This window comes from Rahnella aquatilis CIP 78.65 = ATCC 33071, assembly GCF_000241955.1.
Classification (GTDB): domain Bacteria; phylum Pseudomonadota; class Gammaproteobacteria; order Enterobacterales; family Enterobacteriaceae; genus Rahnella; species Rahnella aquatilis.
Genome location: NC_016818.1, coordinates 4018984 through 4045437, shown reverse-complemented (window position 1 = coordinate 4045437; position 26454 = coordinate 4018984). Strand labels below are relative to the sequence as shown.

20 protein-coding genes are annotated in these 26454 nt (G+C 51.2%); 11 read left to right on the top strand and 9 right to left on the bottom strand.

What is annotated here, in order from left to right; translation table 11 throughout:
• Positions 1 to 18: 18 nt before the first annotated feature.
• The 4 genes from hofC to nadC all read right to left on the bottom strand — a co-directional run bounded on the left by hofC (position 19) and on the right by nadC (position 4366).
• On the bottom strand, positions 19 to 1239 hold the full coding sequence (gene hofC, locus RAHAQ2_RS18345; protein ID WP_015698657.1) for a protein transport protein HofC: 1221 nt from the start codon (positions 1237 to 1239) through the stop codon (positions 19 to 21).
• Entirely contained in the window at positions 1236 to 2732 is a 1497-nt protein-coding gene (gene gspE / locus RAHAQ2_RS18340; RefSeq protein ID WP_015698656.1) for a type II secretion system protein GspE, read from the bottom strand. Before gspE ends, hofC begins: the two co-directional genes overlap by 4 nt.
• Positions 2732 to 3181 (bottom strand): prepilin peptidase-dependent pilin, encoded by a 450-nt coding sequence (gene ppdD / locus RAHAQ2_RS18335; RefSeq protein WP_015698655.1) that lies wholly within the window; start codon positions 3179 to 3181, stop codon positions 2732 to 2734. Before ppdD ends, gspE begins: the two co-directional genes overlap by 1 nt.
• A 291-nt stretch (positions 3182 to 3472) precedes the next feature.
• Positions 3473 to 4366: a carboxylating nicotinate-nucleotide diphosphorylase gene (gene nadC / locus RAHAQ2_RS18330; RefSeq protein WP_015698654.1), complete on the bottom strand. Its 894-nt coding sequence runs from the start codon at positions 4364 to 4366 to the stop codon at positions 3473 to 3475.
• A 94-nt stretch (positions 4367 to 4460) separates the two neighbouring features.
• Between nadC and ampD the strand changes: the two genes are divergently transcribed.
• Both ampD and ampE read left to right on the top strand, forming a co-directional pair.
• Positions 4461 to 5033, top strand: coding sequence for a 1,6-anhydro-N-acetylmuramyl-L-alanine amidase AmpD (gene ampD, locus RAHAQ2_RS18325; protein WP_015698653.1), 573 nt, complete (start codon positions 4461 to 4463; stop codon positions 5031 to 5033).
• A 59-nt stretch (positions 5034 to 5092) separates the two neighbouring features.
• Complete coding sequence (gene ampE / locus RAHAQ2_RS18320; RefSeq protein WP_015698652.1) at positions 5093 to 5947, top strand: beta-lactamase regulator AmpE; 855 nt, start codon at positions 5093 to 5095, stop codon at positions 5945 to 5947.
• 68 nt (positions 5948 to 6015) lie between these two features.
• Here ampE and RAHAQ2_RS18315 read toward each other — a convergent pair whose 3' ends face one another.
• The 3 genes from RAHAQ2_RS18315 to aroP all read right to left on the bottom strand — a co-directional run bounded on the left by RAHAQ2_RS18315 (position 6016) and on the right by aroP (position 10009).
• On the bottom strand, positions 6016 to 6990 hold the full coding sequence (locus tag RAHAQ2_RS18315) for a glycoside hydrolase family 43 protein (protein ID WP_015698651.1): 975 nt from the start codon (positions 6988 to 6990) through the stop codon (positions 6016 to 6018).
• Entirely contained in the window at positions 6983 to 8425 is a 1443-nt protein-coding gene (locus RAHAQ2_RS18310; protein WP_015698650.1) for a glycoside-pentoside-hexuronide (GPH):cation symporter, read from the bottom strand. Before RAHAQ2_RS18310 ends, RAHAQ2_RS18315 begins: the two co-directional genes overlap by 8 nt.
• A 213-nt stretch (positions 8426 to 8638) precedes the next feature.
• The gene (aroP, locus tag RAHAQ2_RS18305) at positions 8639 to 10009 is read right to left on the bottom strand and encodes an aromatic amino acid transporter AroP (RefSeq protein WP_015698649.1); all 1371 of its coding nucleotides are present in this window, start codon (positions 10007 to 10009) and stop codon (positions 8639 to 8641) included.
• A gap of 428 nt (positions 10010 to 10437) precedes the next feature.
• On the opposite strand from aroP, the gene pdhR reads away from it, so the two are divergent.
• The 5 genes from pdhR (at position 10438) to RAHAQ2_RS18280 (ending at position 20243) form a co-directional block, all read left to right on the top strand.
• Positions 10438 to 11208: a pyruvate dehydrogenase complex transcriptional repressor PdhR gene (gene pdhR, locus RAHAQ2_RS18300; protein ID WP_013576986.1), complete on the top strand. Its 771-nt coding sequence runs from the start codon at positions 10438 to 10440 to the stop codon at positions 11206 to 11208.
• A 163-nt stretch (positions 11209 to 11371) separates the two neighbouring features.
• The gene (gene aceE / locus RAHAQ2_RS18295; protein ID WP_015698648.1) at positions 11372 to 14035 is read left to right on the top strand and encodes a pyruvate dehydrogenase (acetyl-transferring), homodimeric type; all 2664 of its coding nucleotides are present in this window, start codon (positions 11372 to 11374) and stop codon (positions 14033 to 14035) included.
• A gap of 13 nt (positions 14036 to 14048) precedes the next feature.
• Complete coding sequence (gene aceF / locus RAHAQ2_RS18290; RefSeq protein WP_015698647.1) at positions 14049 to 15944, top strand: pyruvate dehydrogenase complex dihydrolipoyllysine-residue acetyltransferase; 1896 nt, start codon at positions 14049 to 14051, stop codon at positions 15942 to 15944.
• Positions 15945 to 16155: 211 nt separating this feature from the next.
• Positions 16156 to 17580, top strand: a complete 1425-nt coding sequence (lpdA, locus tag RAHAQ2_RS18285; RefSeq protein WP_013576983.1) for a dihydrolipoyl dehydrogenase — start codon at positions 16156 to 16158, stop codon at positions 17578 to 17580.
• A 254-nt stretch (positions 17581 to 17834) separates the two neighbouring features.
• Complete coding sequence (locus RAHAQ2_RS18280) at positions 17835 to 20243, top strand: glycerophosphodiester phosphodiesterase family protein (RefSeq protein WP_015698646.1); 2409 nt, start codon at positions 17835 to 17837, stop codon at positions 20241 to 20243.
• A 74-nt stretch (positions 20244 to 20317) separates the two neighbouring features.
• Here the strand turns inward: RAHAQ2_RS18280 and RAHAQ2_RS18275 are convergent, their stop codons facing one another.
• Together RAHAQ2_RS18275 and RAHAQ2_RS18270 are read right to left on the bottom strand one after the other, a co-directional pair.
• Positions 20318 to 21430, bottom strand: a complete 1113-nt coding sequence (locus tag RAHAQ2_RS18275; RefSeq protein WP_015698645.1) for an ROK family transcriptional regulator — start codon at positions 21428 to 21430, stop codon at positions 20318 to 20320.
• A gap of 22 nt (positions 21431 to 21452) precedes the next feature.
• Positions 21453 to 22283, bottom strand: coding sequence for a glycerophosphodiester phosphodiesterase (locus RAHAQ2_RS18270; protein ID WP_015698644.1), 831 nt, complete (start codon positions 22281 to 22283; stop codon positions 21453 to 21455).
• A 229-nt stretch (positions 22284 to 22512) separates the two neighbouring features.
• On the opposite strand from RAHAQ2_RS18270, the gene RAHAQ2_RS18265 reads away from it, so the two are divergent.
• Genes RAHAQ2_RS18265 through RAHAQ2_RS18250 form a run of 4 tightly spaced genes read left to right on the top strand, consistent with a single transcriptional unit; the run spans position 22513 to position 26400 of the window.
• Positions 22513 to 23604, top strand: a complete 1092-nt coding sequence (locus RAHAQ2_RS18265; protein ID WP_013576980.1) for an ABC transporter ATP-binding protein — start codon at positions 22513 to 22515, stop codon at positions 23602 to 23604.
• Positions 23591 to 24454: an ABC transporter permease gene (locus RAHAQ2_RS18260; protein WP_015698643.1), complete on the top strand. Its 864-nt coding sequence runs from the start codon at positions 23591 to 23593 to the stop codon at positions 24452 to 24454. The genes RAHAQ2_RS18265 and RAHAQ2_RS18260 overlap by 14 nt, the downstream gene beginning before the upstream one ends.
• Positions 24451 to 25287, top strand: a complete 837-nt coding sequence (locus RAHAQ2_RS18255; RefSeq protein ID WP_015698642.1) for an ABC transporter permease — start codon at positions 24451 to 24453, stop codon at positions 25285 to 25287. Before RAHAQ2_RS18260 ends, RAHAQ2_RS18255 begins: the two co-directional genes overlap by 4 nt.
• Before the next feature lie 57 nt (positions 25288 to 25344).
• Complete coding sequence (locus RAHAQ2_RS18250; RefSeq protein WP_420802819.1) at positions 25345 to 26400, top strand: extracellular solute-binding protein; 1056 nt, start codon at positions 25345 to 25347, stop codon at positions 26398 to 26400.
• Positions 26401 to 26454: the final 54 nt, after the last annotated feature.

The following is a 26454-nucleotide window of genomic DNA, read 5'->3' as shown; positions in this document are numbered from 1 at the left end:
CTTTTCCTCCTCTCTGATTTACCCCATCACCGAACCCAGCTGGAAAATGGGCAAATACATCGCAATCACCAGTCCACCGACAATCAATCCCATTACGGCCATGAGTACCGGCTCAATTGTTTGTGACAATGTGTCGGCCAGCGAGTTAGCTTTGTCATGATGCAGATGCGCGAGTTTCAACAGCAATTCGTCCAGCGACCCTGATTCTTCACCGATTTTTATCAACTGATGGCATAAGGTTGGGAACAGCGGCGACTGGCCGAAAGCTTTGTGTAAAGGTGTCCCTTGCATGATTTGCTCACGTATCTGGCTCAGTGCGGCCTGAAAATGCAGATTGGACATTGATGCAGACGCTGCGGCAAGTCCGGCAATTAACGTCATTCCAGCGTGCTGTGTCATTGCCAGCGTTTGAAATATCTGGCTGAGGCAACTGTCTGTCACCAGCCGCGATGTCAGAGGCAACCTGAGCAGTAGCATCTGCTCGCGCAGTTGCCAGTGCTTAAGCGGGTGCAACTTTTGCAGATAGCCGAAACAGCAAAGCAACAAAATACCTGCCAGCCAGGGACCGGTGCTGAGGAGGGTGCCAGAAGCAATGACCAGCATGCGTGTAAACCAGGGGAGTTCGGCATTAAAAGAAGCATAGATTTTGGCAAACTCAGGCAACACTAAAGTCAGCATCAACAGAGTAACCACCATTGCAATAACGCTGACAATCAGCGGATACCGCAGCGCCTTTTTCACTTTGCTTCTTAACTCAGCTTGTTGCTCCTGCTGAGTTGCCAGTTGCAGGCAGCATTTGTCCAGTTGTCCCGTGAGCTCACCAATAGCAATTATTTGTCTGTAAATATCTGGAAAAACATCCGGATAATGATTCAGTGTTACCGACAGCGGTTTTCCTTCGCGAACGCCTTTCGCAATATTTAGCAATACACAATGCCATGCGGGTTTCAGGTGTTCATTGGCCAGTAAGGTCAGGCTATTTACCAGCGGCAGCCCGGCTTGTAACAGCGTTGCGAGTTGCCTGACGAAAGCAACTCGTTCCTGATTTTTCCAGAAACGCCGTCCCAACCGCTGCTTCATTCTGATTTTCAGCGGTTGCAAACCAGCAGCAAAAAGCTGCTGGTAAATTCCGTCTTTATCCACCTCAATGCAATGATCTTGCTGAATGCTTCCCAGTGTGTCGATGGCCTGCCAGTGGTATAGCCGCCAGGACCGGAGAGCGTCACCGTCAGTTTTCATGTAGCCTCGCCTTCACCGGTAACACGATAAAGTTCTTCAAGTGAGGTAATACCTTGTTCGACCAGCAACATACCGGCTTCCTGCAACGTCTTTTGACCTTGTTCGCGGGCAATTTTACTCAGCTCGTTCACACTTGCCTCTGCTACCAGCGCCTGCTGTAACCGGGGTGTTATGTTCAGCGTTTCATAAATACCGGTACGCCCGTAATAGCCCGAAAAGCATTGATGGCATCCAGCGGATAGCCATAACTGCATATAGCCGCTTCTGCCATCAGCGTCTTTTTCAACCAGCGACTTGTGCGGTTTGCGGCAATGGGGGCACAATTTTCGTACCAGCCGCTGAGCAATCACAAGACGTAAACTGGCGGCAATATGGAAACCTTCAATCCCCATTTGTCGGAGGCGGATCAGTGTTTCGCAGGTTGAATTCGTGTGAAGAGTCGAAAGCACCAGATGCCCGGTTTGTGCTGCCTTTACGGCAATTTCGGCCGTTTCTTTGTCTCTGATTTCGCCAACCATAATTACATCAGGATCCTGACGTAACAACGCACGCAGGACGCTGGCGAAGCTGAGATCTGTTTTGCTGTTAATCTGAGTCTGATTTATGCCACTGACCGGGATCTCAATGGGATCTTCCACGCTGCAAATATTGCGGGAGATGGCATTCAGGTGACGAAGGCCGCTGTAAAGCGTTACCGTTTTCCCGCTGCCTGTCGGGCCGGTGACCAGAATTAGCCCTTGTGGATGTTTCAGTGCGGCTTTGAAAAAGTCCAGGTCTCGTGGCGTAAAACCAAGTTGTGACATAGAGAGATCCTGCTGAGTCATGTGCAGAATGCGCAGCACGATCTTCTCACCGTGTAAGGTCGGCAGAGAAGATACTCTCATGGAATATCTTTGATTTTGCAGCATGACTGAGATCTGACCATCTTGTGGTAACCGGCGCTCAGCGACATTCAGCTGCCCCATAATCTTTAGTCGTGCGCACACACCCGCTGCCATCGAAAATTCAGGGCCGGGGACTTCCTGCAATACTCCGTCAATTCTCATCCGAACCCGAAAACTGTGTTCGTAGGGTTCAAAGTGTATATCTGAAGCCCTGCGGGTGATTGCCAGCCTCAGTATCTGATTGAGGACATTAATGACCGGGGCATCGCTTTGATTATTCAGCTCATTGCTTTCATCAGTTTTCGAGGATGACCATGAATCGTCTGAGGCCGTTTTCTCCTTTATTTCGGAATTGCCTTGCTCCATGACTTGTTCGAGCCGTGTTTGTGGCCAGCGTTCAAGCTGCACTTTTAAGCCCGTGGCAAAGCGCAGTACATTACTTAATGCCTCCGTGTCTGCCTCTGTTTCATGGCATGCAACATGAAGCGTCTGGTTGTCACGATGCAACACAACGGCTTTGTAGCGCTGACACAATGCTTCAAGTGACGCTTCACTTTGCAGGCGGTCGTTAATGGATGGAGACTCTGGGCGCAGGGGGATATCGCTCATTATGGCGCTCCTGTGGTGTCAAACCGGAAAACGCTTTCGCAAGCTTCAACCATCGAAGCATTACTGGAATTGGTGCAGATTCTGCTCCACGTAATACCGCCTGCCTGATTGTCCTGGGCCGGTGTCATCACAACGCTGAGGCCGTCCAATGCCTGCTGACCGGTCAGTGAAATGATGCCCGAATTAACCTGAATCTGACTGACATAACGACTGGTCGCTGCCGCCGGAATGCCCTGACTGCCAGCGCTGCAACTCGTCAGCGTACCTGTATCGATGACGCACAGTTCGACACCGGTTTTGTAGGGCACCATCATTTGCAGCATATCGGTCATGGCTGCTTTCTGGATATAACTCTGGTAAGCGGGTATGCCGATGGCACTGAGGATCGCAATAATCGCGATCACTACCATCAGTTCAATGAGGGTAAATCCTTGTTGCCGGTGATTCATGGCATTCTCCGTTTCGTAAGACTGCGTTGTTGTTTCTCAGGCAGCAAACTAAACGGAGAAAAAACCTGACTCCAGCACCATTGCTGGCTTTTCCAGGATGTCTTCCAGGATAAATAGGTATGCCTGCAAGGCAGGCAAAACATTTGCGTGATGTCTCGCAACTATAAAGATGAAATGAAAAAGGTGATGGTGGCCAGAAGGGGAGAATGCGAGGGTAATGCGGCAAGATGAAATAGAGCGAAGGAAGTCGTGTTGCCCCTGGAAAGGAATTCAGGGGCAACAATGCAGCAATTAGCTGAAGCGCATGGAGAGATCCATGGCTCTGACATGCTTAGTCAGTGCGCCGACAGAAATGTAATCCACGCCAGTTTCCGCGAATTGGCGTAGCGTTTTTTCCGTCACGTTACCGGAGACTTCAAGTAGCGCACGGCCCGCGGTCAGGGCAACGCCTTCCCGCATCATCGGCACGGTGAAGTTATCCAGCATGATAATATCAGCACCCGCATCCAGCGCCTGCTGAAGTTCATCGATGGATTCGACTTCTACTTCGACGGGCACGTCGGCGTGGATCCACAAGGCACGTTCCACGGCGGCTTTTATCGAGCCACAGGCAATGATGTGGTTTTCTTTAATCAGAAACGCATCGGCAAGACCAAGGCGGTGATTGCTTCCGCCACCGCATAACACAGCATATTTGAGTGCCGTTCGCAGGCCGGGCAAGGTTTTGCGGGTATCGAGCAACTGAGTTTTTGTGCCCTCAAGGATTTTCACATAATGATTCACTTCGGTTGCCACGCCGGACAGGGTTTGCACAAAGTTCAGCGCGGTACGTTCGCCAGTCAGCAGCAGACGTGCGGAACCTGAGAGTTCACATAAGGTCTGGTTTTCAGAAACAGGGTCGCCGTCTTTGACATGCCATTTGACGGTGATTTTATCGCCAGCCAGCTGGATAAAAACTTCGTCCAGCCAGCGCTGGCCGCAGAAAACACCGGCTTCGCGGGTGATGATGGTGGCGGTAGCATTTTTGTCTTGCGGCAACAGTTGAGCTGTTAAGTCATTGTTGGCATTGGCTTCGCCCCCCAGATCCTCACCGAGAGCCTGAGTAACAAGAGAAGGAATATCGTTCTGGATACGTTCGAGTAACTGGGCGCGGCGACTTTCAGGGCTGTAGCTGCGGGTAGACATACAAATACTCCGAAATGGCGGATAAGAAGGAGAAAAAAACATGCTACCCTGTTGCTGTGATAAGTACCACCTGAGCACATCATTGAGGTCTTTGATGCACTTAAAACAAGGCTGGATAACTGAAGCCCGGCAGGTCGTTTCCCCGCATTTTGATCTCCGTCCTGAAGATGAAATTCCCTCACTGCTGGTGATCCATAACATCAGTTTGCCGCCTGGAAAATTCGGCGGTCCTTATATTGATCAATTATTTACCGGCACGCTGAATCCGCAGGATGATCCTTATTTTGAAGGGATCAGTCACTTACGCGTTGCTGCGCATTGTTTAATTCGTCGTGATGGTGAGATTGTGCAATATGTGCCCTTTGATAAACGTGCCTGGCATGCGGGTGTATCCCGCTGGCAGGGGCGTGAGCGCTGTAATGACTTTTCGATTGGCATTGAGCTGGAAGGGACGGATTTTGAGCCTTTTACTGACGCTCAATATCACGGCCTGGCCGCCGTTACTGAGTTGTTAATTAAGCACTATCCCATTAGTCTTGATGCGATTACCGGACACAGTGATATTGCTCCCGGGCGTAAGACTGATCCCGGCCCTGAATTCGACTGGGCATTTTATCGCAAGCTGTTAGCGCTGCCGGTAGGGCAGAATAACCTTTCTGACCTGTGATAAACCGGACTTAGGTGTCTGTTTTACGGGTGTGGTGTGTTGAGAGAGAGTGACAATCGATGACGTTATTTACTTTGCTCCTGGTGCTGGCTTGGGAACGCTTGTTCAAACTGGGTGAACACTGGCAGTTGGATCATCGGTTTGAGGTGATTTTCCGCCGAGGCCGGCAGGCTTCTCTGACTAAAACGCTGGCTATTATGATTGTCTGGATGGTGATCATCTGGGCGATATTGCGCGCCGTGCAGGGGATCTTCTTTGGTGTGCCAACCCTGATTTTGTGGGTGATTTTATGCCTGCTGTGCATTGGCGCGGGCATCAAACGCAAGCATTATCGCGCTTATCTTAAGTCCGCCCGTCAGGGGGATGTCGATGCCTGTAAGGAAATGGCAGAAGAACTGGCCTTGATCCACGGGTTACCGACAGACTGCAGCGAAGAAGCCCGTCTGAGAGAGCTGCAAAATGCGCTGCTTTGGATTAACTATCGCTACTACCTGGGACCGTTGTTCTGGTTCGTGGTCTGTGGGCCTTACGGACCCATAGCGTTGGGGGGGTATGCCGTATTGCGCGGTTATCAGACCTGGCTGGCGCGTCATATGCCGCCGCTGAAACGTTCCCAGTCCGGCGTCGATGCCCTGCTGCATATTATGGACTGGATCCCGGTTCGCCTGGCCGGTGTGGCTTATGCATTGCTTGGTCACGGCGAGAGAGCCTTACCTGCCTGGTTTGCTTCGCTGGGCGATATTCACTCTTCGCAATATCATGTCTTAACGCGGCTGGCGCAGTTCTCTCTGGCGCGCGATCCGCATACCGATCCGGTACAGACGCCTCGTGCTGCCGTGAGCCTTGCACGTAAAGTGACGATGATCATTCTGGTGGTCGTGGCGCTGCTAACGATTTATGGCACCTTGATTTAATTAACTTTTAATATCCAGTATCGCAAAAAAGCCCGGTACATTTTATTGGCCGGGCTTTTTGCTTTTTGTCAGTGCTGCTTTTGTAAAGTCAGCGGACGGTTATCGGCGGCGGGTTCACCGAAATCGGGCATGCCGTTTTCATCCCAGCGGAAGGTTTTAATGCGTGTATGCCGGTTCGGGTCGTACAGCGGATCACCCTCAATTTCGGTGTAATTTCGGGCGTGATATACCAGCACATCTTCGCCCTGTTCGTTGCGGGTGAAGCTGTTGTGGCCGGGGCCGAACTGCCGGTTCTGCGTCTGAGTACTGAATACCGGGCGCCGGGATTTATGCCAGCTCGCAGGATCCATCAAGTTGCTGTTGATGTCTGCGCTGAGCAGGCCGATACAGTAATTTTCGTCGGTGGCGCTGGCGGAATAGGTGATGAAAATCTTATCGCCGTGTTTGATCACCGCAGGGCCTTCATTAACCCAAAAACCGATGATTTCCCAGTCCAGTTCAGGCTTGCTGAGCATGACCGGAGGTGATTTCAGCGTCCACGGGGTTTCCATTTCGGCCAGATAAAGATTGGAGTTTCCGCGAATTTCCGGGTCTTTCTGCGCCCACAAATAATAGCTTTTGCCCTGATGCTCAAAATGAGTGGCATCGAGCGAGAAACTGTCGATCGGCGTCTGGATCCGGCCTTTCTCCTGCCATGTTCCGCTGAGCGGATCGGGGTCTTCGCAGACCAGCGCATACATTCTGTGCTGGAATAAACCGTCGACGATTTCCTGCGACGGTGCGGCCGCGTAGTAGATGACCCATTGTCCGTCGATAAAATGCAGTTCCGGTGCCCAGATCAGCGCACTCATCGGGCCGGTGTCTGGCTTGTGCCAGACGACGATGGCGGGTGCCTGTGCAAGCCCTGCCAATGTCGGTGAGCGGCGGATCTCCAGCCGGTCATATTCCGGCACCGACGCGATAAAGTAATAGTGCCCGTCGCTGTGCAGCCAGATATGCGGATCTGCGCGCTGCTCAATCAGCGGGTTTGGATAATTACTCATGTTTCAGCTCCTTGCTGGTCAGTGGGACGCTCAGTGTGTCCGCGTCCACGGCATTTTTCGCATCGTGATATTCATTCAGCTCGCGGTAATTACGGCGGCGGATTTCCAGATCGGCCTGAATGGTGCGCATGGTTTCGCGATCCACTTTCAGTAAACGTACAACACCGGCAGTAATCAGATAACCCACGCCCGGAATGATGGTGAACAGCAACATGATGCCGTTGATGGCATGATCGCTTTGCTGCGCCGCACCGGCGTTGTAACCATAGGCGGAGAGCAGGAAGCCGACCATCGCGCCCGCTACCGCCAGTCCGCATTTCAGGAAGAACAGGTTACCGGAGAAGCTGATGCCGGTAACACGTTTGCCGGTTTTCCATTCGCCGTAATCGTCAACGTCGGCCATCAGCGACCAGTGCAGCGGGGAAGGGAGCTGGTGCATGATATTGAGGATGAAGTACGCCACCAGAATAAGCGTCGTGGCGTGCGGGTCGAGGAAATAGAATCCGCAGGAGAAAATGGTCAGGATGATGTTGGCCCAGAAGAACACTTTCAGTTTGCAGTATTTGTCGGTCAGCGGTTTTGCCAGCGCGCTGCCGATCATCATGCCCACGACACCCAGGCTGATAAACATACTGGCGAATGAGGTGGATTTCTCCATTACCCACGTCACGTAATACATAGTGGCCGCCATACGGATAAAGCCCGGACACACGTTGCAGAACGTCAGCAGCAGGATGCGTACCCACTGGTCGTTTTTCCACACATCTTTCAGGTCAGATTTTAAGGCGTGTTTAGAAGGCACCGCAGGCTGAATACGCTCTTTTACCGAGCTGAAGCAGAACAGGAACATAAACAGCGCGATGATCGCCATCACGCCCATCGACATCTGGTAGCCCTTGGCTTTGTCTGCGCCACCGAAAAAGTCGGCCATCGGCAGCAAGGTGGAAGACAGGATCAACGTTGCGATACCCACCATAAAGAAGCGGTAAGACTGACAGGCAACACGCTCATGCGGATCGGCAGTAATGACGCCGCCCAGCGAGCAGTAGGGGATGTTGATGGCGGTGTAAGTCAGGGACATCAGGAAGTAGGTAACAAACGCATAGATAACTTTGCTGTTGTAGCTCCATTCCGGCGTGGTGAACATCAGCACGCTGAACAGCACATATGGCACCGAAACCCATAACAAATAAGGGCGGAAACGGCCCCAGCGCGTCGTGGTGCGGTCAGCAATTGCGCCCATTATCGGGTCGGTGACGGCGTCGATAACACGCACTGATAGCAGCAATACGCCAACCAGTGCCGGAGCTAAACCGAAGACATCGGTGTAAAAATAATTAAGAAACAGCATGATGGCGCCGCCAATCATATTGCAGCCCGCATCTCCCATGCCGTACGCCACTTTCTCTTTGAACGACAGCGCGCCTTCCTTCATGGATGTTCTCTCCGGATAGATGTCAAAAGGACAGTTGTTAAAAAACTGTTTGATAGCCCAGAGTATTGGCTTAGAAAGGGAATAAGAGTCAGGAGGTAAGAGTCATGAAGATGGACGATTTGGTCATCTCAGAAAAAGTGTGACCTGTATAACAGGACGCCCCGGCAAGGCACTTAACCGGGGCGTCTGAGGATTTTAAATGATTACTCTTGCTTAAGCGTTAACGGATTTCCCGCTTTGCTGATTCTTGATCCAGTAACCAATGCCCAGCACCACCAGCCAGACAGGGATCAGCCACACGGAGATCGCCATGCCCGGAGTGATAGCCATGATCACCAGAATCGCCGCCATAAACAGCAGACAGATGTAGTTCCCCACCGGATACAGCAGGGCTTTGAACTTAGGTTCCACACCTTCACGACGTTTCGCCTGACGGAATTTGATGTGTGCAAGGCTGATCATTGCCCAGTTGATGACCAGTGCGGAAACCACCAGCGCCATCAGCAAGCCAAACGCTTCGCCCGGCATCAGGTAGTTAATCAGCACGCACAACGCAGTGGTGGCCGCAGACACCAGGATAGAGGCCACCGGCACGCCGCGCTTGTCGACGTTGAGCAATGCTTTTGGCGCATTGCCTTGCTGAGCCAGACCAAACAACATGCGGCTGTTACAGTAAACACAGCTGTTATACACCGACAGCGCCGCCGTCAGGATCACCACGTTCAGGGCGTTAGCCACCAGCGCATCACCCAGGTCATGGAAGATCAGCACAAACGGGCTGGTATCCGGCCCGACACGGGTCCATGGCATCAGGGAAAGCAAGACGGCCAGTGAGCCCACATAGAAAATCAGAATACGGTAGATAACCTGATTGGTCGCTTTAGGAATGCTGGTTTCCGGATTATCGGCTTCAGCAGCAGTGATCCCAACCAGTTCCAGGCCACCGAAGGAGAACATGATGATCGCCATCATCATCACCAGCCCGGTCATACCATGTGGCAGGAAACCGCCTTGCTCCCACAGGTTACGCACGGTTGCCTGAGGGCCGGCCGTATCGCTGAACAGCAGCCAGCCGCCGAACAGAATCATGGCCACCACGGCAACCACTTTGATGATCGCAAACCAGAACTCCATCTCGCCAAACACTTTAACGTTAGTCAGGTTGATAGCGTTGATCAGCACGAAGAAAACCGCAGCAGAAGCCCATGTCGGGATTTCCGGCCACCAGAATTGAATATATTTACCGACGGCAGTCAGTTCGGCCATCGCGACCAGAACGTACAGCACCCAGTAATTCCAGCCGGAAGCAAAACCTGCAAATCCGCCCCAGTATTTATAGGCAAAATGACTGAACGAACCGGCAACCGGCTCTTCAACCACCATTTCACCCAACTGGCGCATAATTAAGAATGCGATAAAACCTGCGATGGCATAACCGAGAATAATCCCCGGCCCTGCGGACTGAATAACGGAAGCGCTGCCCAGAAACAGCCCTGTACCGACGGCCCCACCTAATGCAATCAACTGAATATGGCGGTTTTTAAGGCCGCGCTTCAGCTCATCGCCTTGTTGTTGATCAACCATTTACCTGTCCTCTGTCATTGGGGCAAAACCCATAACATTCTGTGTGTTAGAGAGAATGTAAGGCGATAATTACACTTTTTGTATCTAATTATTTACGGCTGGATTGTGCCTAAAAATCAGGATCATCTACCGTTCGGGCAAGAATAATGTTATGCGGAAAAGTTTGCACGGGGTTTATGCGTCATCTGCATAACAAATAATCAAATTGACTGGAAATTTGTTCTGGATCTCTAAAATGCGATCTCACGCAGCGTAAAAACAATAAATGATAAAAATTTGTTAAATTGTGCGGGGTCGACGCATTTACTGGGTAGCCATATGGACACAAGGTGAATACTTTGTTACTTTACGGCCACGTTTTTTAAATTGGTATTACCAATTGACTCCGGCAACTTACAGAGTCGCTACTCGCAGAGAACCGCACATATATGGCTTACAGCAAAATCCGACAGCCTAAGTTATCCGATGTGATCGAGCAGCAACTTGAGTTTCTGATCCTCGAAGGCACCTTGAGGCCTGGGGAAAAGCTTCCGCCAGAGCGCGAACTGGCCAAACAGTTTGATGTATCGCGACCTTCTCTCAGAGAGGCAATCCAAAGCCTGGAAGGGAAGGGGCTACTCCTGCGCCGTCAGGGTGGTGGTACTTTCGTACAAAGTAACCTGTGGCAAAGCGTGAGTGATCCGCTGGCTGAGTTACTGGCCGACCATCCTGAATCACAATTCGATCTCCTTGAAACACGACATGCCCTTGAAGGGATCGCTGCGTATTACGCGGCGCTTCGTGGCACAGAGGAAGATTTGCAGCGCATTCGCGATTGTCATGTGGTCATTCAGACCGCACAAGACAGCGGAGATCTGGACGCAGAAGCCGACGCGGTGATGCAGTATCAGGTCGCTGTAACAGAAGCAGCCCATAATGTGGTGCTGCTGCATCTGGTCCGCTGTATGGGGCCGATGCTCGAGAAGAACGTTCGACAGAACTTTGAATTGCTTTACTCACGCCGGGAAATGCTGGCGACGGTAAGCAACCACCGCGCCAGTATTTTCGAGGCGATTGTTGCACGGGAACCAGAAATAGCGCGTGCTGCATCTCACCGTCACCTGGCGTTCATTGAAGAAGTTTTGCTGGATCTCAGCAGGGAACACACCCGGCGGGATCGGTCTTTACGACGGCTCCAGCAACGAAAAGATGAAAGTTAACCATCAGGGTTAATTTTTAGAGCCTTCATTTGAGGGCTCACGGCAACTACATGACGGGCCTGTCTTCGTGCGTTCTCATCGCGGCGAAGCGCGTTTTAGAAAGAGCGCAGGAAGACAGGCTCCAGATAAACCAACGTATTAGAGACAGATAAGGAAAAGCACCATGTCAGAACGTGTAAATAATGACGTGGATCCGATCGAAACTCGCGACTGGCTACAAGCGATCGAATCGGTCATCCGTGAAGAAGGTGTTGAGCGTGCACAGTTCCTGATCGATCAGGTTCTCAGTGAAGCGCGTAAGGGCGGCGTGAGCGTCGCTGCTGGCGCAGCCAGCCGTAACTACGTCAATACCATCGCTGTTGAAGACGAACCTGAATACCCGGGTAACCTGGAGCTGGAACGTAACATTCGTACCGCTATCCGCTGGAACGCCATCATGACCGTTCTGCGTGCGTCCAAGAAAGACCTGGAACTCGGCGGCCACATGGCGTCCTTCCAGTCTTCTGCGACCGTGTACGAAGTGTGCTTCAACCACTTCTTCCGTGCGCGCAACGAAAAAGACGGCGGCGATCTGGTGTACTTCCAGGGCCACATCTCCCCGGGCGTGTACGCACGTGCTTTCCTTGAAGGCCGCCTGACTGAAGACCAGATGAACAATTTCCGTCAGGAAGTTCACGGTAAAGGTCTGTCTTCTTATCCGCACCCTAAACTGATGCCTGAGTTCTGGCAGTTCCCGACCGTATCCATGGGATTGGGCCCGATCGGTGCCATCTATCAGGCTAAGTTCCTGAAATATCTGGAACACCGTGGTCTGAAAGACACCTCTGCACAGCGCGTTTACGCATTCCTGGGCGACGGTGAAATGGACGAACCAGAATCCAAAGGCGCGATCACCATCGCGACCCGTGAGAAACTGGACAACCTGTGCTTCATCATCAACTGTAACTTACAGCGTCTTGATGGCCCGGTAACCGGTAACGGTAAAATCATCAACGAACTCGACGGCATCTTCGCAGGCGCTGGCTGGAACGTGATTAAAGTGATCTGGGGCAACCGCTGGGATGAACTGCTGCGTAAAGACACCAGCGGCAAACTGATCCAGCTGATGAACGAAACCGTGGATGGCGACTACCAGACCTTCAAGTCCCGCGACGGTAAATACGTTCGTGACCACTTCTTCGGCAAATACCCTGAAACTGCGGCGCTGGTCAAAGACATGACCGACGACGAAATCTGGGCGCTGAACCGTGGCGGCCATGATCCGAAGAAAGTCTTCGCTGCACTGAACAAAGCACAAAATACTAAAGGCCAGCCGACCGTTATCCTTGCGCATACCATTAAAGGTTATGGCATGGGCGACGCTGCCGAAGGTAAAAACATTGCTCATCAGGTGAAGAAAATGAACATGGATGGCGTGCGCTATATCCGTGATCGTTTCAGCGTGCCAGTAACCGATGAAAATCTGGAAAAACTGCCGTACATCACACTGGAAAAAGACTCTGCAGAATACAAATACCTGCACGAACGTCGCGCTGCGCTGAAAGGCTACCTGCCGACCCGTCTGCCAAACTTCACGCAGAAGCTGGAAATGCCGAAACTGGAAGACTTCTCACAACTGCTGGAAGAGCAGAAGAAAGAGATCTCTACCACCATCGCCTTCGTCCGTGCCCTGAACGTGATGCTGAAAAACGACTCCATTAAAGACCGTCTGGTCCCGATCATCGCTGATGAAGCGCGTACATTCGGTATGGAAGGTCTGTTCCGTCAGATTGGTATTTACAGCCCGAACGGTCAGCAATATACCCCGCAGGACCGTGAGCAGGTTGCTTACTATAAAGAAGACGAGAAAGGTCAGATCCTGCAGGAAGGTATCAACGAACTGGGTGCCGCGTCTTCATGGCTGGCCGCAGCGACGTCTTACAGCACCAACGATCTGCCAATGATCCCGTTCTACATCTACTACTCCATGTTTGGTTTCCAGCGTATCGGTGACCTGTGCTGGGCAGCGGGTGACCAACAGGCGCGTGGCTTCCTGATCGGCGGTACGTCAGGTCGTACTACCCTGAACGGTGAAGGTCTGCAGCATGAAGATGGTCACAGCCATATTCAGTCTCTGACTATCCCTAACTGTATTTCCTACGATCCGTCTTACGCTTACGAAGTGGCTGTCATCATGCATGATGGTCTGGTGCGTATGTACGGTGAAGCGCAGGAAAACATTTATTACTACATCACCACGCTGAACGAAAACTACCACATGCCAGCCATGCCGGAAGGCGCGGAAGAAGGCATCCGTAAGGGTATCTACAAGTTAGATACGCTGGAAGGCAGCAAAGGTAAAGTGCAGTTGCTGGGCTCCGGTTCTATTCTGCGTCACGTACGTGAAGCGGCTGAGATCCTGTCCAAAGACTACGGTGTAGGTTCTGACGTTTACAGCGTGACCTCCTTCACTGAACTGGCCCGCGACGGTCAGGACTGTGAGCGCTGGAATATGCTGCACCCAACTGAAACCCCGCGCATTCCGTACATCGCCCAGGTGATGAGCGATGCGCCAGCGGTGGCGTCTACTGACTACATGAAACTGTTTGCTGAACAGGTTCGTACCTACGTTCCGGCCAGCGATTATCGCGTTCTGGGTACAGATGGCTTCGGTCGTTCAGACAGCCGCGAAAATCTGCGTCACCACTTCGAAGTGGATGCGTCTTACGTTGTGGTTGCTGCGCTGGGTGAATTGGCTAAACGCGGCGAAATCGAAACGTCTGTAGTGGCTGAAGCCATTAAGAAATTCGATATCAATCCAGAAAAAGTTAACCCGCGTCTGGCATAAGAGGTAAAGACAGATGGCTATTGAAATTAACGTACCGGACATCGGTGCAGATGCAGTGGAAGTCACCGAAATCATGGTGAAGGTGGGCGATAAAGTTGAAGTCGAACAATCGCTGATCACCGTTGAAGGCGATAAAGCTTCTATGGAAGTGCCTTCTCCACAGGCTGGCGTGGTCAAAGAAATTAAAGTTGCGGTTGGCGATACCGTCGAAACCGGCAAACTGATCATGATCTTTGACGCCGCTGATGGTGCTGCTGATGCAGCACCTGCGAAACAGGAAGCCAAAGCAGAAGAGAAAGCGCCTGCTGCCGCACCTGCTTCCAGCGAAAGCAAAGAAGTGAACGTACCAGATATCGGTGGCGACGAAGTAGAAGTCACTGAAATCATGGTGAAAGTGGGTGACACCGTCGAAGCGGAACAATCGCTGATCACCGTAGAAGGCGATAAAGCTTCTATGGAAGTCCCTGCACCGTTCGCGGGCAAAGTAAAAGAAATCAAAATCGCTGCGGGCGACAAAGTCAGCACCGGTTCTCTGATCATGGTCTTCGAAGTGGCTGGTTCTGGTGCAGCCGCACCTGCCGCTGCTGCAGAAACCAAATCAGATGCGGCACCTGCGGCTCCGGCTCAGTCCGGCAGCAAAGAAGTGAACGTGCCAGATATCGGTGGCGACGAAGTAGAAGTCACTGAAATCATGGTGAAAGTTGGCGACAAAATCAGTGCAGAACAGTCACTGATCACCGTTGAAGGCGACAAAGCCTCAATGGAAGTCCCGGCACCGTTCGCGGGTACCGTGAAAGAAATCAAAATCGCTGCGGGCGACAAAGTCAGCACCGGCTCTCTGATCATGGTCTTCGAAGTAGAAGGCGCTGCGCCTGCTGCTCCGGCGGCGAAGAAAGAAGAAGCGGCTGCCCCGGCGAAACAGGAACAAAAAGCGGCTGCCCCTGCTGTCAAAGCAGAAAGCAAAGGCGAGTTCGCTGAGAACGATGCTTATGTTCACGCCACGCCGGTTATCCGTCGTCTGGCCCGTGAGTTCGGCGTTAACCTGGCGAAAGTGAAAGGGACGGGCCGTAAAGGTCGTATCCTGCGTGAAGACGTTCAGACTTACGTGAAAGACGCGGTCAAACGTGCAGAAGCCGCACCGGCTGCTGCAACGGGCGGCGGTCTGCCAGGCATGCTGCCTTGGCCGAAAGTGGACTTCAGCAAATTCGGTGAGATTGAAGAAGTCGAACTGGGCCGTATCCAGAAAATCTCTGGTGCGAACCTGAGCCGTAACTGGGTGATGATCCCGCACGTTACGCACTTCGACAAAACTGATATCACTGAGCTGGAAGCGTTCCGTAAACAGCAGAACGATGAAGCCGCGAAACGTAAACTGGACGTGAAATTCACGCCGGTGGTCTTCATCATGAAAGCCGTTGCCGCTGCCCTTGAGCAGATGCCACGCTTCAACAGTTCTCTGTCCGAAGATGGTCAGAAACTGACGCTGAAAAAATACATCAACATCGGTGTGGCGGTAGATACGCCAAACGGTCTGGTTGTTCCGGTCTTCAAAGACGTGAACAAGAAAGGCATCGCCGAGTTGTCCCGTGAGCTGATGGCGATCTCCAAGAAAGCCCGTGACGGTAAGCTGACTGCCGGCGAAATGCAGGGCGGTTGCTTCACCATCTCCAGCCTCGGCGGTATCGGGACAACCCACTTCGCGCCAATCGTTAATGCGCCGGAAGTGGCTATCCTGGGCGTCTCCAAGTCTGCCATTGAGCCAGTCTGGAACGGCAAAGAGTTCACTCCGCGTCTGATGATGCCAATGTCGCTCTCCTTCGACCACCGTGTTATCGACGGTGCCGATGGTGCACGCTTCATCACCATCATCAACAACGTGTTGTCTGACATTCGCCGTCTGGTGATGTAAGCGAAAAGCCGGCCAATCGGCCGGCTTTTTTCTGATAATCTCTTCATGCTGTTTGAGATTTTCCAGGGCAAAGCACAAATCGGATGCCGTTTGTTGTTTCAAATTTGTTAACAATTTTGTAAACTGCGGGCGGATAGAACGACCCGGTGGATGATGGGCGTTACGATACAAAATGACGTCAGACCCGCCGGACATAAATTAAGAGGTCATGATGAGTACTGAAATTAAAACTCAGGTCGTGGTACTTGGGGCGGGCCCTGCGGGCTATTCTGCTGCTTTCCGTTGCGCTGATTTAGGTCTTGAAACTGTTCTGGTTGAACGTTATTCCACGCTTGGCGGCGTGTGCCTGAACGTTGGCTGTATCCCTTCTAAAGCTTTGCTGCACGTCGCGAAAGTGATCTCTGAAGCAAAAGCACTGGCTGAACACGGTATTGTTTTCGGTGAGCCGAAAACAGACATCGATAAAGTTCGCGTCTGGAAAGAAAAAGTTATCAACCAGCTGACCGGCGGTCTGTCCGGTATGGCGAAAGGCCGTAAAGTCAAAGTTGTTAACGGTCTGGGCAAATTTACGGGCGCGAATACTCTGGTTGTTGAAGGCGAAAATGGTCCGACGACCATCACTTTTGACAATGCGATCATTGCGGCGGGTTCCCGTCCAATCAAACTGCCATTCATTCCTCATGATGACCCGCGTGTCTGGGATTCCACCGATGCACTGGAGCTGAAAAGCGTTCCAGAGCGTCTGCTGGTAATGGGCGGCGGTATCATCGGTCTGGAAATGGGCACCGTTTACCACGCGCTGGGTTCTCAGATTGACGTGGTAGAAATGTTTGATCAGGTGATCCCTGCGGCTGACAAAGATGTGGTGAAAGTCTTCACCAAGAAAATCAGCAAGCAATTCAACCTGATGCTGGAAACCAAAGTGACCGCAGTAGAAGCCAAAGAAGATGGCATTTACGTCACGATGGAAGGCAAAAAAGCCCCTGCAGAACCACAGCGTTATGACGCGGTGCTGGTGGCTATCGGCCGTGTACCTAACGGTAAACTGCTGGAAGCGGGCGCTGCGGGCATTGAAGTTGATGACCGTGGTTTCATCCACGTCGACAAACAAATGCGCACCAACGTGCCACACATCTTTGCTATCGGCGATATTGTCGGTCAGCCAATGCTGGCGCACAAAGGTGTTCACGAAGGCCACGTGGCTGCTGAAGTTATCTCCGGCAAGAAACACTACTTCGATCCGAAAGTCATTCCATCCATTGCCTATACTGAGCCGGAAGTTGCCTGGGTGGGCCTGACTGAGAAAGAAGCGAAAGAAAAAGGCATCAGCTACGAAACCGCCACCTTCCCGTGGGCAGCTTCAGGCCGTGCTATCGCTTCCGACTGTGCAGACGGTATGACCAAACTGATCTTCGACAAAGAATCTCACCGTGTTATCGGTGGTGCGATTGTCGGCACCAACGGCGGCGAGCTGCTGGGTGAAATCGGCCTGGCAATCGAAATGGGTTGTGATGCCGAAGATATCGCGCTGACCATCCATGCTCACCCGACTCTGCACGAGTCCGTGGGGCTGGCAGCAGAAATCTACGAAGGCAGCATTACCGACCTGCCGAACCCGAAAGCGAAGAAGAAATAATCGTTCTCCTTTGCTGATAAACGCCTCTCCGGAGGCGTTTTTTTTTGCCCGCAGTGGACCTTTGTCTATTTATTAAATAAATGTTCTGCTGTGGTTGAATATAATATATTTATAGTTGATTCGTTAACTCTCTGAATATTAATAATCAATAATTATAAATGTGAGTTCGATATCATTTTCATTTTATTAAAAGCGCAATGTGCAAAGGCAATAAAGTCGTTGTCAAAATTAATTCATTGGAAGATGGAGTGAAAATGGATATTAAATTCAGGGCTACGCTCGGCGCATTATGTTTATTATCTATATGTTCGTCGGCGAAGGCCGCAACCGAATGCATGTTTACCTATCAGTGGCATATCCCCATTAGCTATACCGAAAAGATTGTCCTTACTGACCAGGCACCGCCAACCAGTGGTTATGTAGAACTCGCCGCGCAAACCAGCACGCAGTTCATCACGTCAAATACGATCCACTCGACGTGTAATCCTGGTCAGGATGGACAGGCCTTTTCGGGCAGTGTGGCAGATTACCAGGGGTCATTAGAAACGTACACCACCAAAGAGGGTAAAAATGTAGAGCTTTATCCCACGTCAATGCCCGGAATTTATTATGGCGTGAAAATGTATAGCAAACAATGTCCGCAAATGGGAGGCTATATTCCACCGAATAAAGACTGGACATTTATCTATGATATTGGTGATGACAAAGAAACAGAATGTTTGAAAAACGATGAGCCTTATTATTTTGAACTGGCATTTTTTATGGGATCGGATTATAAGCCAAAAGAAGACTCCATACTTTTGCAGAATCTCCCCATCGAGGAACATGGTCATTTCAAATTGTCTGGTAGCGATGGCGATTCTAATCCGGGATCGGTAACGGTTCTGACGGTGGAGTTTACCGCCGAACTGAAAAAAAATGCCTCAGCCTGCATCAGCGCAAGTACATTGCTCAATGAAATGCAAAATCACCTGGCGATAAATAATCTGGTGACCACTGCGCAACATCGGGGTGATTTTGATGACACCCGGCCTGAAAACAGCCTCGATGCCTTCCATCTTTCTTACGATCGCTGTCGGCCAAATGTTGAAACCGACGTACGTGAAACCTCAGATCATCAACTGGTGGTTTTCCACGATCTCAACGTCGGCAAAATGCTTGAGCCCGGCTATGATCCTGTTTCGGGGCTGGGGCCCAATGACGCATTAAGCACCCTGACGCTTGCACAGCTACAGTCAAAATTTCTTGTCAACGTGGCGACCCGGCAACCCACAACGCTTACCGTTCCCACGGTCGATGAAATGCTTCAGGACTACATTTCCTATAACGGTCAGTCCCTCATCTACCTGGAAACCAAGTCATCTTCCGTTATCATCCCGACCGCACTTGCGCTCTACAGAAAATCCGTGGATTTCTCAAGCAGCAACCTATTGAAGCGGGTGATTATGAAAGTGAACATGGCGGAATATCCCTCACCTGATCTCTGGAATCATGCCCTGGTGAGTGCCGGTATCCCGACGGGAACGACTATCATGATTGACCCGGTGATCACCCCCAATGATGCCAGCAAAATAAACGAATTGCCTGACAGTACCTTTGCATGTCCTGCTGGCGTTACCGATACAAAATCGATTTGCGCTGTGCGTGCATGGGCTCAAGCACCTGTTACCCTGGCGCCGATGGTGTCAGTATTAATAAAAGACTCGTCTGACTTCACGCAAGCCGTTGATAAAGAAAATATACAGGGTTCCTATAGCGCACCAACAAGCTTAGCGGTATCCAATACGCGCAGCGGCTCTATCGCGCATATAGTGGCGGAGATCAAAAGCGCAGGAAAAGCGCTGGAGGTGTTCTCACCTGTCCCGGACTATATGTTATGGAAGAATTTTAATTTCTATACAGAAACTGTCTATGATAAGAACATCCCGCAGGATATTCCGGTTAGGGATGCCTTTTATAATAATGACTCATCATGTTGTTATCGGGTACTGGATAAACTCAGTCCATCAACTATTGCCACTGAAGCTACAGACTATCGTTTAAACCTCGGCTGGCTACGGGATATCGGTGCGAACATTATTACGGCAGATGACACAGATTCCATTAATACATATTTTTCTCAAGCCGGAGGGCTGGACACGACGTTAACCCCTTATACCAAGGCACCTTCATTTTATATGCAATCACTGCTTTCATGGCAGTTGGGTATTGCTGTAGCGCCTTCCGCACTTTTGTCTTCAGCGAAAGACGCGCAGTTTCTTTGGAGCAATAATGATTCGTATGCCTGGACCTACCGTCTGGATGCCCCTTCTCAGGCTTACGAATCGGGCCATTCACCCTATATATTATTAACACGCCAGCCTGACGGGCGCGTTATTGTTTGGCCGCTTAAAGCAACGAGTCAATGTTTGAGATCGAATTTAAGTTCAGCGTCATGGGATTATGTTTACTGGAAAAATGATTGTAAATCGCTTAATTCGCAGTGGGAAATGCAGCCCAGTGTCGATGACAAACGATATTTTTCATTAATTGATGCCAATAAAATGACCCTGACATGGACATATTCGGGTAAATTATATTGGGGTTACAACTATGGGTATGTTTATGTTGATAAGCCGACAACATTATCTACCCCTTATTACTGGAAATTAGGTCAAGACTAATGTAACTCAAGGGATAAGCTATATTTTACTGATCAGGAGAAGCTTAACCGCTTCTCCTTTCCGTTTCCGGACTGCTAAGGCTGATTGATGATTTGATATAACGGGATCATTGCCGCGCCCCATGAGGCGCTTTCGGCACCTATAGGTGAACTCACCAGCCTCACTCGTGGTCTGTCGGGATCCAGCCGGGCATCAAGCCGTTGCGTTAACGTTTCCGCCAGCCGTTCCGTTATCGCTTTCGGCATTGCACCACCCAGAATAATCAACTGTGGATCCAGCCATTGCAGGCAGCCCATTACGCTCTGTTCAACCTGATCGCAGCAGCGCGAAAACCACGCTTCAAACACCGGATGTCTGGCCGCGACCCGTTCAGCCAGCTGGGTTTCATTTATCCCGTACTGCGCCAGTGTGGCAACCAGGTCTTTGTAGGATGGACGTGGTTTATCGCCCGGGAATGCCATGCCGGCTTCTCCTGCGTTTAGAAACCCCCCGCGCAGAAGCTTACTATCGGCAATGATCCCCGCGCCGATACCATAGCCTAAATCGATAAAAGTGAGGTCACGGTAGTCATTCCACGACCCCGAATAAAGCTCGCCAATGGCAGACGCATTGGCGTTGTTTTCCACCCAGGTTGGCCAGGGCAAGTTAAGTTCAAACGCCTGTTGCAAGTCGACATCACGCCAGCTTGAAAGCCAGGCTACGCAGTGGCGCTTTTTGCCATCGGGTTTCAAAAAGCCCGGCACGGCGTAACCGACACCGAGAATGCGTGCGTGTTGCAGCTGGCGTTTTTTTAACGTCTGCTCCACCAGGTTTTTGATCTGTTTTAATGTTGTAGTGAGGGGCTGATTTTCCTCGTGTGGCTCAGAAACGCTGAACAGCTTACGGCCACTGAGATCGACAAGCGTCATATCGATAAACCCTGGGCTAAACGCCAGTCCGACCGCACATGCGCCGCCTGGATTGAGCCGCAGGGGCAGCGACGGTTGTCCGCGCTGTCCCATATTGCGTTCGCCTTCGATAACCAGACCCGAAAATAAAAGCTCCCGGCATTGTTGGGTGATTGCCCCCGCGGTGAGATTTGAATAGCGCGCCAGTTCGGCGCGCGTCACCGGTGCATGGCGACGAATCAGCTCCAGCAGCAAACGTTGGGTAGGGCGCAGTTCAAGACGGTCAGGTTTTACATTCATAATATGGCTATCGTTTTTGTTATCAGGCCCAGCGCAGTCCAGCCTCTTCGATCAGTGCCTGCACATAGGGGAGATCATCATGGCTTAGCATATCGATCAGACCTTCGCGCAGCCAGCCGAGAATCTCGGGGCGACTATCATACCCGAATTTATACTGATACTGCTCCAGTGGCGTCATGCCGTTTTTGACTTCATGTAAGTACATGCGTACCCCCAGTCCCGCCTGTTTATAGGCGCGAAGATCGTCAACATGGGCGAACTCATATTCAAAACAGACGCAGCTGGCATGGGAATGCTGCACGGCGGCCAGTTGATTGTTGTAACGCTCCAGCGTCACGACCTGCAATGCTAATTCTGGGATCATGGCTTTGACGCGGTTAATCAACACATGATTAAACCCCAGCAACTGAATATGTGACAGCGCCTCTGGCATTGACTGCAACAAGGCAACCAGATGATGCACAAATTCGTCATGTCGGCGGCGTTGCTTCACTTCCACGATCAGACCCATGCCATTCTCTACCGCCCAACGCAGAATATCCTGCAATAACGGGATCGGTGTGCCTGCAAATTGCGCATGGTACTTAACGCCGAAATCAAATTGCCGTAACTGCGCGAGCGTCATTTGCTCGACAAAACCGGTGCCGGTCGAAACGCGATCAATGCGGTGATCGTGTGTGACCACCAGATGATTATCTGCGGTCAGATGAATATCTAACTCAATGCAATGCGTCCCTGCCTCTTTTGCCCCGATAAACGCGGGCAGAGTGTTTTCCGGATAACAGCTGGAGTAGCCGCGGTGACTGTTTGCCAGCACGATGCCTTGTACGGCCTGATGAAAGTTAAACGCCATGGTTGTTCCTCATGTGATTCCAAAAATTTCAATATTAAATTTACTCTTTAAACTTAATTAGAAAAGCGAAATTTATATCGCGTCAATATTTTCATATTAATTAATTGATTTATATGTATTTTACGTTTGCTTTCAGTGTTGCTTTTGGTTTTAAGGATCTTTGTCACATAAATTTTATATTTAGTATGTAAATTTAATAGTCGGAGTTTTAACACAGGATTTGTACACTATGTCAACACTTTCACTGGAACAGGTTACAAAGCAATTTGGCGCGTTTTACGCTGCCCGCGAGATTTCCTTTACCGCCGAGGAAGGTGAATTTGTCACCCTGCTTGGCCCGAGCGGCTGTGGTAAAACCACGCTACTCAAAATGATCGGCGGGTTTCATCAGCCAGACAGCGGACGAATTCTGATTAACGGGCAATCCGTTAACAATTTGCCGCCGGAAAAGCGCAATACCGCAATGTGTTTTCAGTCGTACGCGTTGTTTCCGCACCTGAATGTGGCGCACAACATCTGTTTTGGTTTGAAGCAAAAACGCTTACCGCTTGCCGAGCAGCAACTGCGTCTGGCAGAGGCTCTGAAGCAGGTTGGATTGCAGGATCAGCACCTGAAAATGCCGGTGCAACTTTCTGGCGGGCAGCAGCAACGGGTGGCGCTGGCCAGAGCGATGGTTACGCGCCCGGATGTGGTGCTGTTTGACGAGCCGCTGTCTAATCTGGATGCCAAACTTCGTGAAAGTGTGCGTTTTGAAATCAAGGAGTTACAGCGGCAATATCAACTCACGTCCATTTATGTCACCCATGATCAGGCCGAAGCGTTGACCATGTCCGATAAGATCGTGGTGCTCAATGCGGGTAACGTGGAGCAAATTGGGCCGCCAGAAGAGATTTATTACCGTCCTGCTAACCGTTTCGTCGCCGATTTTATTGGTGCGGCCAATATCGATATCGCTCACATCACTCCTGCGGAACAGCCTGGTTTTTATCGGGTTCGCTGCCAGTTGGGTGAGTTTTACGTACGTTCTCCGCGTCCCCCGCTCGCTGAGCATTGCTATATCTGCTGGCGGCCTGAAGATGCGCGCTTTGTGCCGCAGCCACAAACCGGCGATAACCATTTCTTCCTTACGCTGCGCAAAATGGCGTTTATGGGCAACCTGACCGAAGCATGGGGCGATAACGATGACGGTAAATTGTCGGTGCGTCTGCAACTGGTTAAAAAACCGCAGGCCGAAAGCGGGGCGCGGGTTTGCTTCCGTTTACCCGAGGATGCGATTCACTTCCTCGAGCCAGTAGTGGAGGGGCACGATGAAATGGCGTAATGAGCTGACCGCCTGGCTGCTGATGATCAGTGGACTAGGTACCATTGTGTTACTGATGGGATCGACCTTTTACGTGGTGCTGGTACAAAGCATCGGCTATTTCAATCTTTCCGGCGACAGCCAGTTTTCGCTCGAATACTGGCAAAACGTATTACAAGATCCGGTACTGCACGGCGCGCTGATCTATTCGGTTAAAGTCTCAATATTGGGGGCGTTCGGTGCGGTGCTGCTCTCTTACCCGCTGGCGTTGTGGCTCCGTCAGCCGCTGGTGGCGAAAGAAGGTATTGTTGCCGTGCTGCGTGCGCCGATGTTTATTCCCGGCCTCGTGGCGGCATTTCTGTTCATCAATATCATTGCTTATCACGGCGTGATCAATGAGCTATTGCTGGCCCTGCGCGTTATCGATCAACCGCTGCGTATGCAGAACGATGACTTTGGCTGGGGCGTTGTTATCTTACAAATCTGGAAGAATCTGCCGTTCGCGCTGATTCTGGTCGGTGGCTCAGTTAACGCAATCCGTACCGATGTACTGGACGCGGCGAGTAACCTGGGTGCCAGCCGCTGGCGCTGTTTTCGAGACGTTATCTTTCCCCTGACGTTACCCGCCGTGCAGGTGTCACTGATCCTTATTTTTATCGGTGCGCTGGGCGACTTTGCCTTCTTCTCGGTCGCTGGCCCGCGCAATACCTACTCGCTGGCCCGCCTGATGCAGGCCACGGCCATGGAATACGGTGAATGGAATAACTCTGCGGTTATTGCCGTAATTATCATGCTGACGGCGGCATTGGGTACCTTGCTTATTGCCATCCTCCTGACACCGCTCGCCACCCGCAAAGGAGAGGTCAAATGAACCGCACGGCGAATGGACGCCTGATCGTCTGGATTTCACTGTTGTTCTTTATTCTGGTCAATCTGGTCTGGCTTGGACTGCCATTTTCAATGGCTATCTTATGGTCGCTGGTTGACCCGCAACACCCGTGGAGCTACCCGGACTTATTCCCGCAAGTGTTGTCGGTTAACCGCTGGATACAAGTGTGGCAGCAAACTTCGCTATCAGAAGCCCTCTTTAACAGCTACACCATTGCGCCCGCTGTGGCGACGCTGAGTTTACTGCTGTCGTTACCCACCGCTTATGCGTTTGGGCGCATGACTTTTCGCGGGAAAGCCGTTGCGGAAATGCTCACGCTGATCCCACTGGTCATGCCCGGAATGATCATCGGGATATTCTTTAGCGCCATGCTGATGAATCTGAACATCAGTAACCCGTTTATCAGCATCGTATTAGGGCACACTGTGCTGACGCTGCCTTACTCGATCCGCATTATGTCCGCAGGTTTTAAAGCGGTGCCGCAGGATTTAATTGATGCAAGCCGCGATCTCGGTGCCAGCCATTGGGGAACGTTCTGCAATGCTTTTTTACCGATGCTCAAGCCCAGTTTCCTGGCCGCGTTGATTTTTTGTCTGGTGCGCAGTCTGGAAGAGTTCAGTATTTCATACGTCCTGGGCGCGCCAGATTTTATTACCGTGCCGACCATTCTTTATTCTTTTCTCGGCTATTCCTTTGTGCGCCCGGATGCGGCGGTAGTCTCAATGATCCTGGTGATCCCGAATGTAGTCCTGATGGTCATTATCGAGAAGCTGTTGAAAGGGAATTATCTGTCACAGTCAACCGGCAAGGCGTGATCCTTGATAAGGGAGTTATTCAACATGAAAACAGGCACGGTTTTATTTCTCAGTGGCATGTTATTGAGCGGGGTAGCGACCGCCACGCCACTGGCACAACAAGATTGGGATCTTGTCGTCGCACAGGCCAAAAAAGAAGGCTCAGTCACCTTCAACGTCTGGTATTTACAACCGCAATGGCGCAGTTTCGTTGCTGATTTTGAGAAACAGTACGGAGTTAAAGTGCGTATTCCGGAAGGGTCGATTGATGGCAATATGAATAAACTGCTGGCGGAAGCTCGCCGCGAGAAAGGTAAAATGGACGTGGTGGCCTTGTCGGTGGCGCAGTTACCGATCATCCGTAAAGCAAATGCCCTGGCGCAGGTAGACTGGCTGCCGGGTTACGGGGATGCGGTGCATCAGTTGCAAAGCGTGAATACCGAAGGATATGCGGTTGCCTTTTGGGGCAACCAAACCGGTATGGCTTACGATCCGCAACAGATGGGCAATCAACCTTTGCCGCAATCACTCGATGATTTACAACACTTTATCGATGCGAATCCTAAGAAGTTTGGTTACAACGATCCGAATAACGGCGGGGCAGGCGAAGCCTTTATTCAGCGCGTGGTCACCCTCTCCTCCGACACATTTGATGCCGATGCGACGCAAGTCGATCCTGCCATTATTAAAAACTGGAAAAAGGGTTGGGAATGGTTTGTCGGCAATAAAGAAAAAATCACCCAGACCGCATCGGGTGCAGATAGCCTGACCCGTCTGAATGATGGCGAATTATTGCTGGTGCCTGCCTGGGAAGATCATCTGGCGGGCTTGCAAAAATCCGGGGCGATTACCGGTCGCCTGAAATTTTATATTCCGGCTTTTGGTATGCCGGGAGGGGGGAATATTGCGGCTATTGCAGCAAACAGCACACATCCGGCGGCGTCGGCGGTGTTCCTGAACTGGTTAACGCAAGCTGAAACCCAGCGGGCGTTGAATGTCGCTTTCGGCGCGGTGCCGATGAACAAACAAGTGAAAACAGACGTGGTGCAGCCAGACATTGCCACGCAGTTTTACGGCAAGGAATACAGCATGCAGCTCAGAAAAGAGTTTGTGCGCCAGGTTTCTATGCAATAAACCGTCCATGTCTAAAACCGGAAATATTTCTCATTTCCGGTTTTTTGCTTTTTT

Excerpts from the sequence above, each read along its gene's own strand:
- hofC (WP_015698657.1), bottom strand. The coding sequence starts at position 1,239 with ATGAAAACTGACGGTGACGCTCTCCGGTCCTGGCGGCTATACCACTGG.
- gspE (WP_015698656.1), bottom strand. The coding sequence starts at position 2,732 with ATGAGCGATATCCCCCTGCGCCCAGAGTCTCCATCCATTAACGACCGC.
- ppdD (WP_015698655.1), bottom strand. The coding sequence starts at position 3,181 with ATGAATCACCGGCAACAAGGATTTACCCTCATTGAACTGATGGTAGTG.
- nadC (WP_015698654.1), bottom strand. The coding sequence starts at position 4,366 with ATGTCTACCCGCAGCTACAGCCCTGAAAGTCGCCGCGCCCAGTTACTC.
- ampD (WP_015698653.1), top strand. The coding sequence starts at position 4,461 with ATGCACTTAAAACAAGGCTGGATAACTGAAGCCCGGCAGGTCGTTTCC.
- ampE (WP_015698652.1), top strand. The coding sequence starts at position 5,093 with ATGACGTTATTTACTTTGCTCCTGGTGCTGGCTTGGGAACGCTTGTTC.
- RAHAQ2_RS18315 (WP_015698651.1), bottom strand. The coding sequence starts at position 6,990 with ATGAGTAATTATCCAAACCCGCTGATTGAGCAGCGCGCAGATCCGCAT.
- RAHAQ2_RS18310 (WP_015698650.1), bottom strand. The coding sequence starts at position 8,425 with ATGAAGGAAGGCGCGCTGTCGTTCAAAGAGAAAGTGGCGTACGGCATG.
- aroP (WP_015698649.1), bottom strand. The coding sequence starts at position 10,009 with ATGGTTGATCAACAACAAGGCGATGAGCTGAAGCGCGGCCTTAAAAAC.
- pdhR (WP_013576986.1), top strand. The coding sequence starts at position 10,438 with ATGGCTTACAGCAAAATCCGACAGCCTAAGTTATCCGATGTGATCGAG.
- aceE (WP_015698648.1), top strand. The coding sequence starts at position 11,372 with ATGTCAGAACGTGTAAATAATGACGTGGATCCGATCGAAACTCGCGAC.
- aceF (WP_015698647.1), top strand. The coding sequence starts at position 14,049 with ATGGCTATTGAAATTAACGTACCGGACATCGGTGCAGATGCAGTGGAA.
- lpdA (WP_013576983.1), top strand. The coding sequence starts at position 16,156 with ATGAGTACTGAAATTAAAACTCAGGTCGTGGTACTTGGGGCGGGCCCT.
- RAHAQ2_RS18280 (WP_015698646.1), top strand. The coding sequence starts at position 17,835 with ATGGATATTAAATTCAGGGCTACGCTCGGCGCATTATGTTTATTATCT.
- RAHAQ2_RS18275 (WP_015698645.1), bottom strand. The coding sequence starts at position 21,430 with ATGAATGTAAAACCTGACCGTCTTGAACTGCGCCCTACCCAACGTTTG.
- RAHAQ2_RS18270 (WP_015698644.1), bottom strand. The coding sequence starts at position 22,283 with ATGGCGTTTAACTTTCATCAGGCCGTACAAGGCATCGTGCTGGCAAAC.
- RAHAQ2_RS18265 (WP_013576980.1), top strand. The coding sequence starts at position 22,513 with ATGTCAACACTTTCACTGGAACAGGTTACAAAGCAATTTGGCGCGTTT.
- RAHAQ2_RS18260 (WP_015698643.1), top strand. The coding sequence starts at position 23,591 with ATGAAATGGCGTAATGAGCTGACCGCCTGGCTGCTGATGATCAGTGGA.
- RAHAQ2_RS18255 (WP_015698642.1), top strand. The coding sequence starts at position 24,451 with ATGAACCGCACGGCGAATGGACGCCTGATCGTCTGGATTTCACTGTTG.
- RAHAQ2_RS18250 (WP_420802819.1), top strand. The coding sequence starts at position 25,345 with ATGTTATTGAGCGGGGTAGCGACCGCCACGCCACTGGCACAACAAGAT.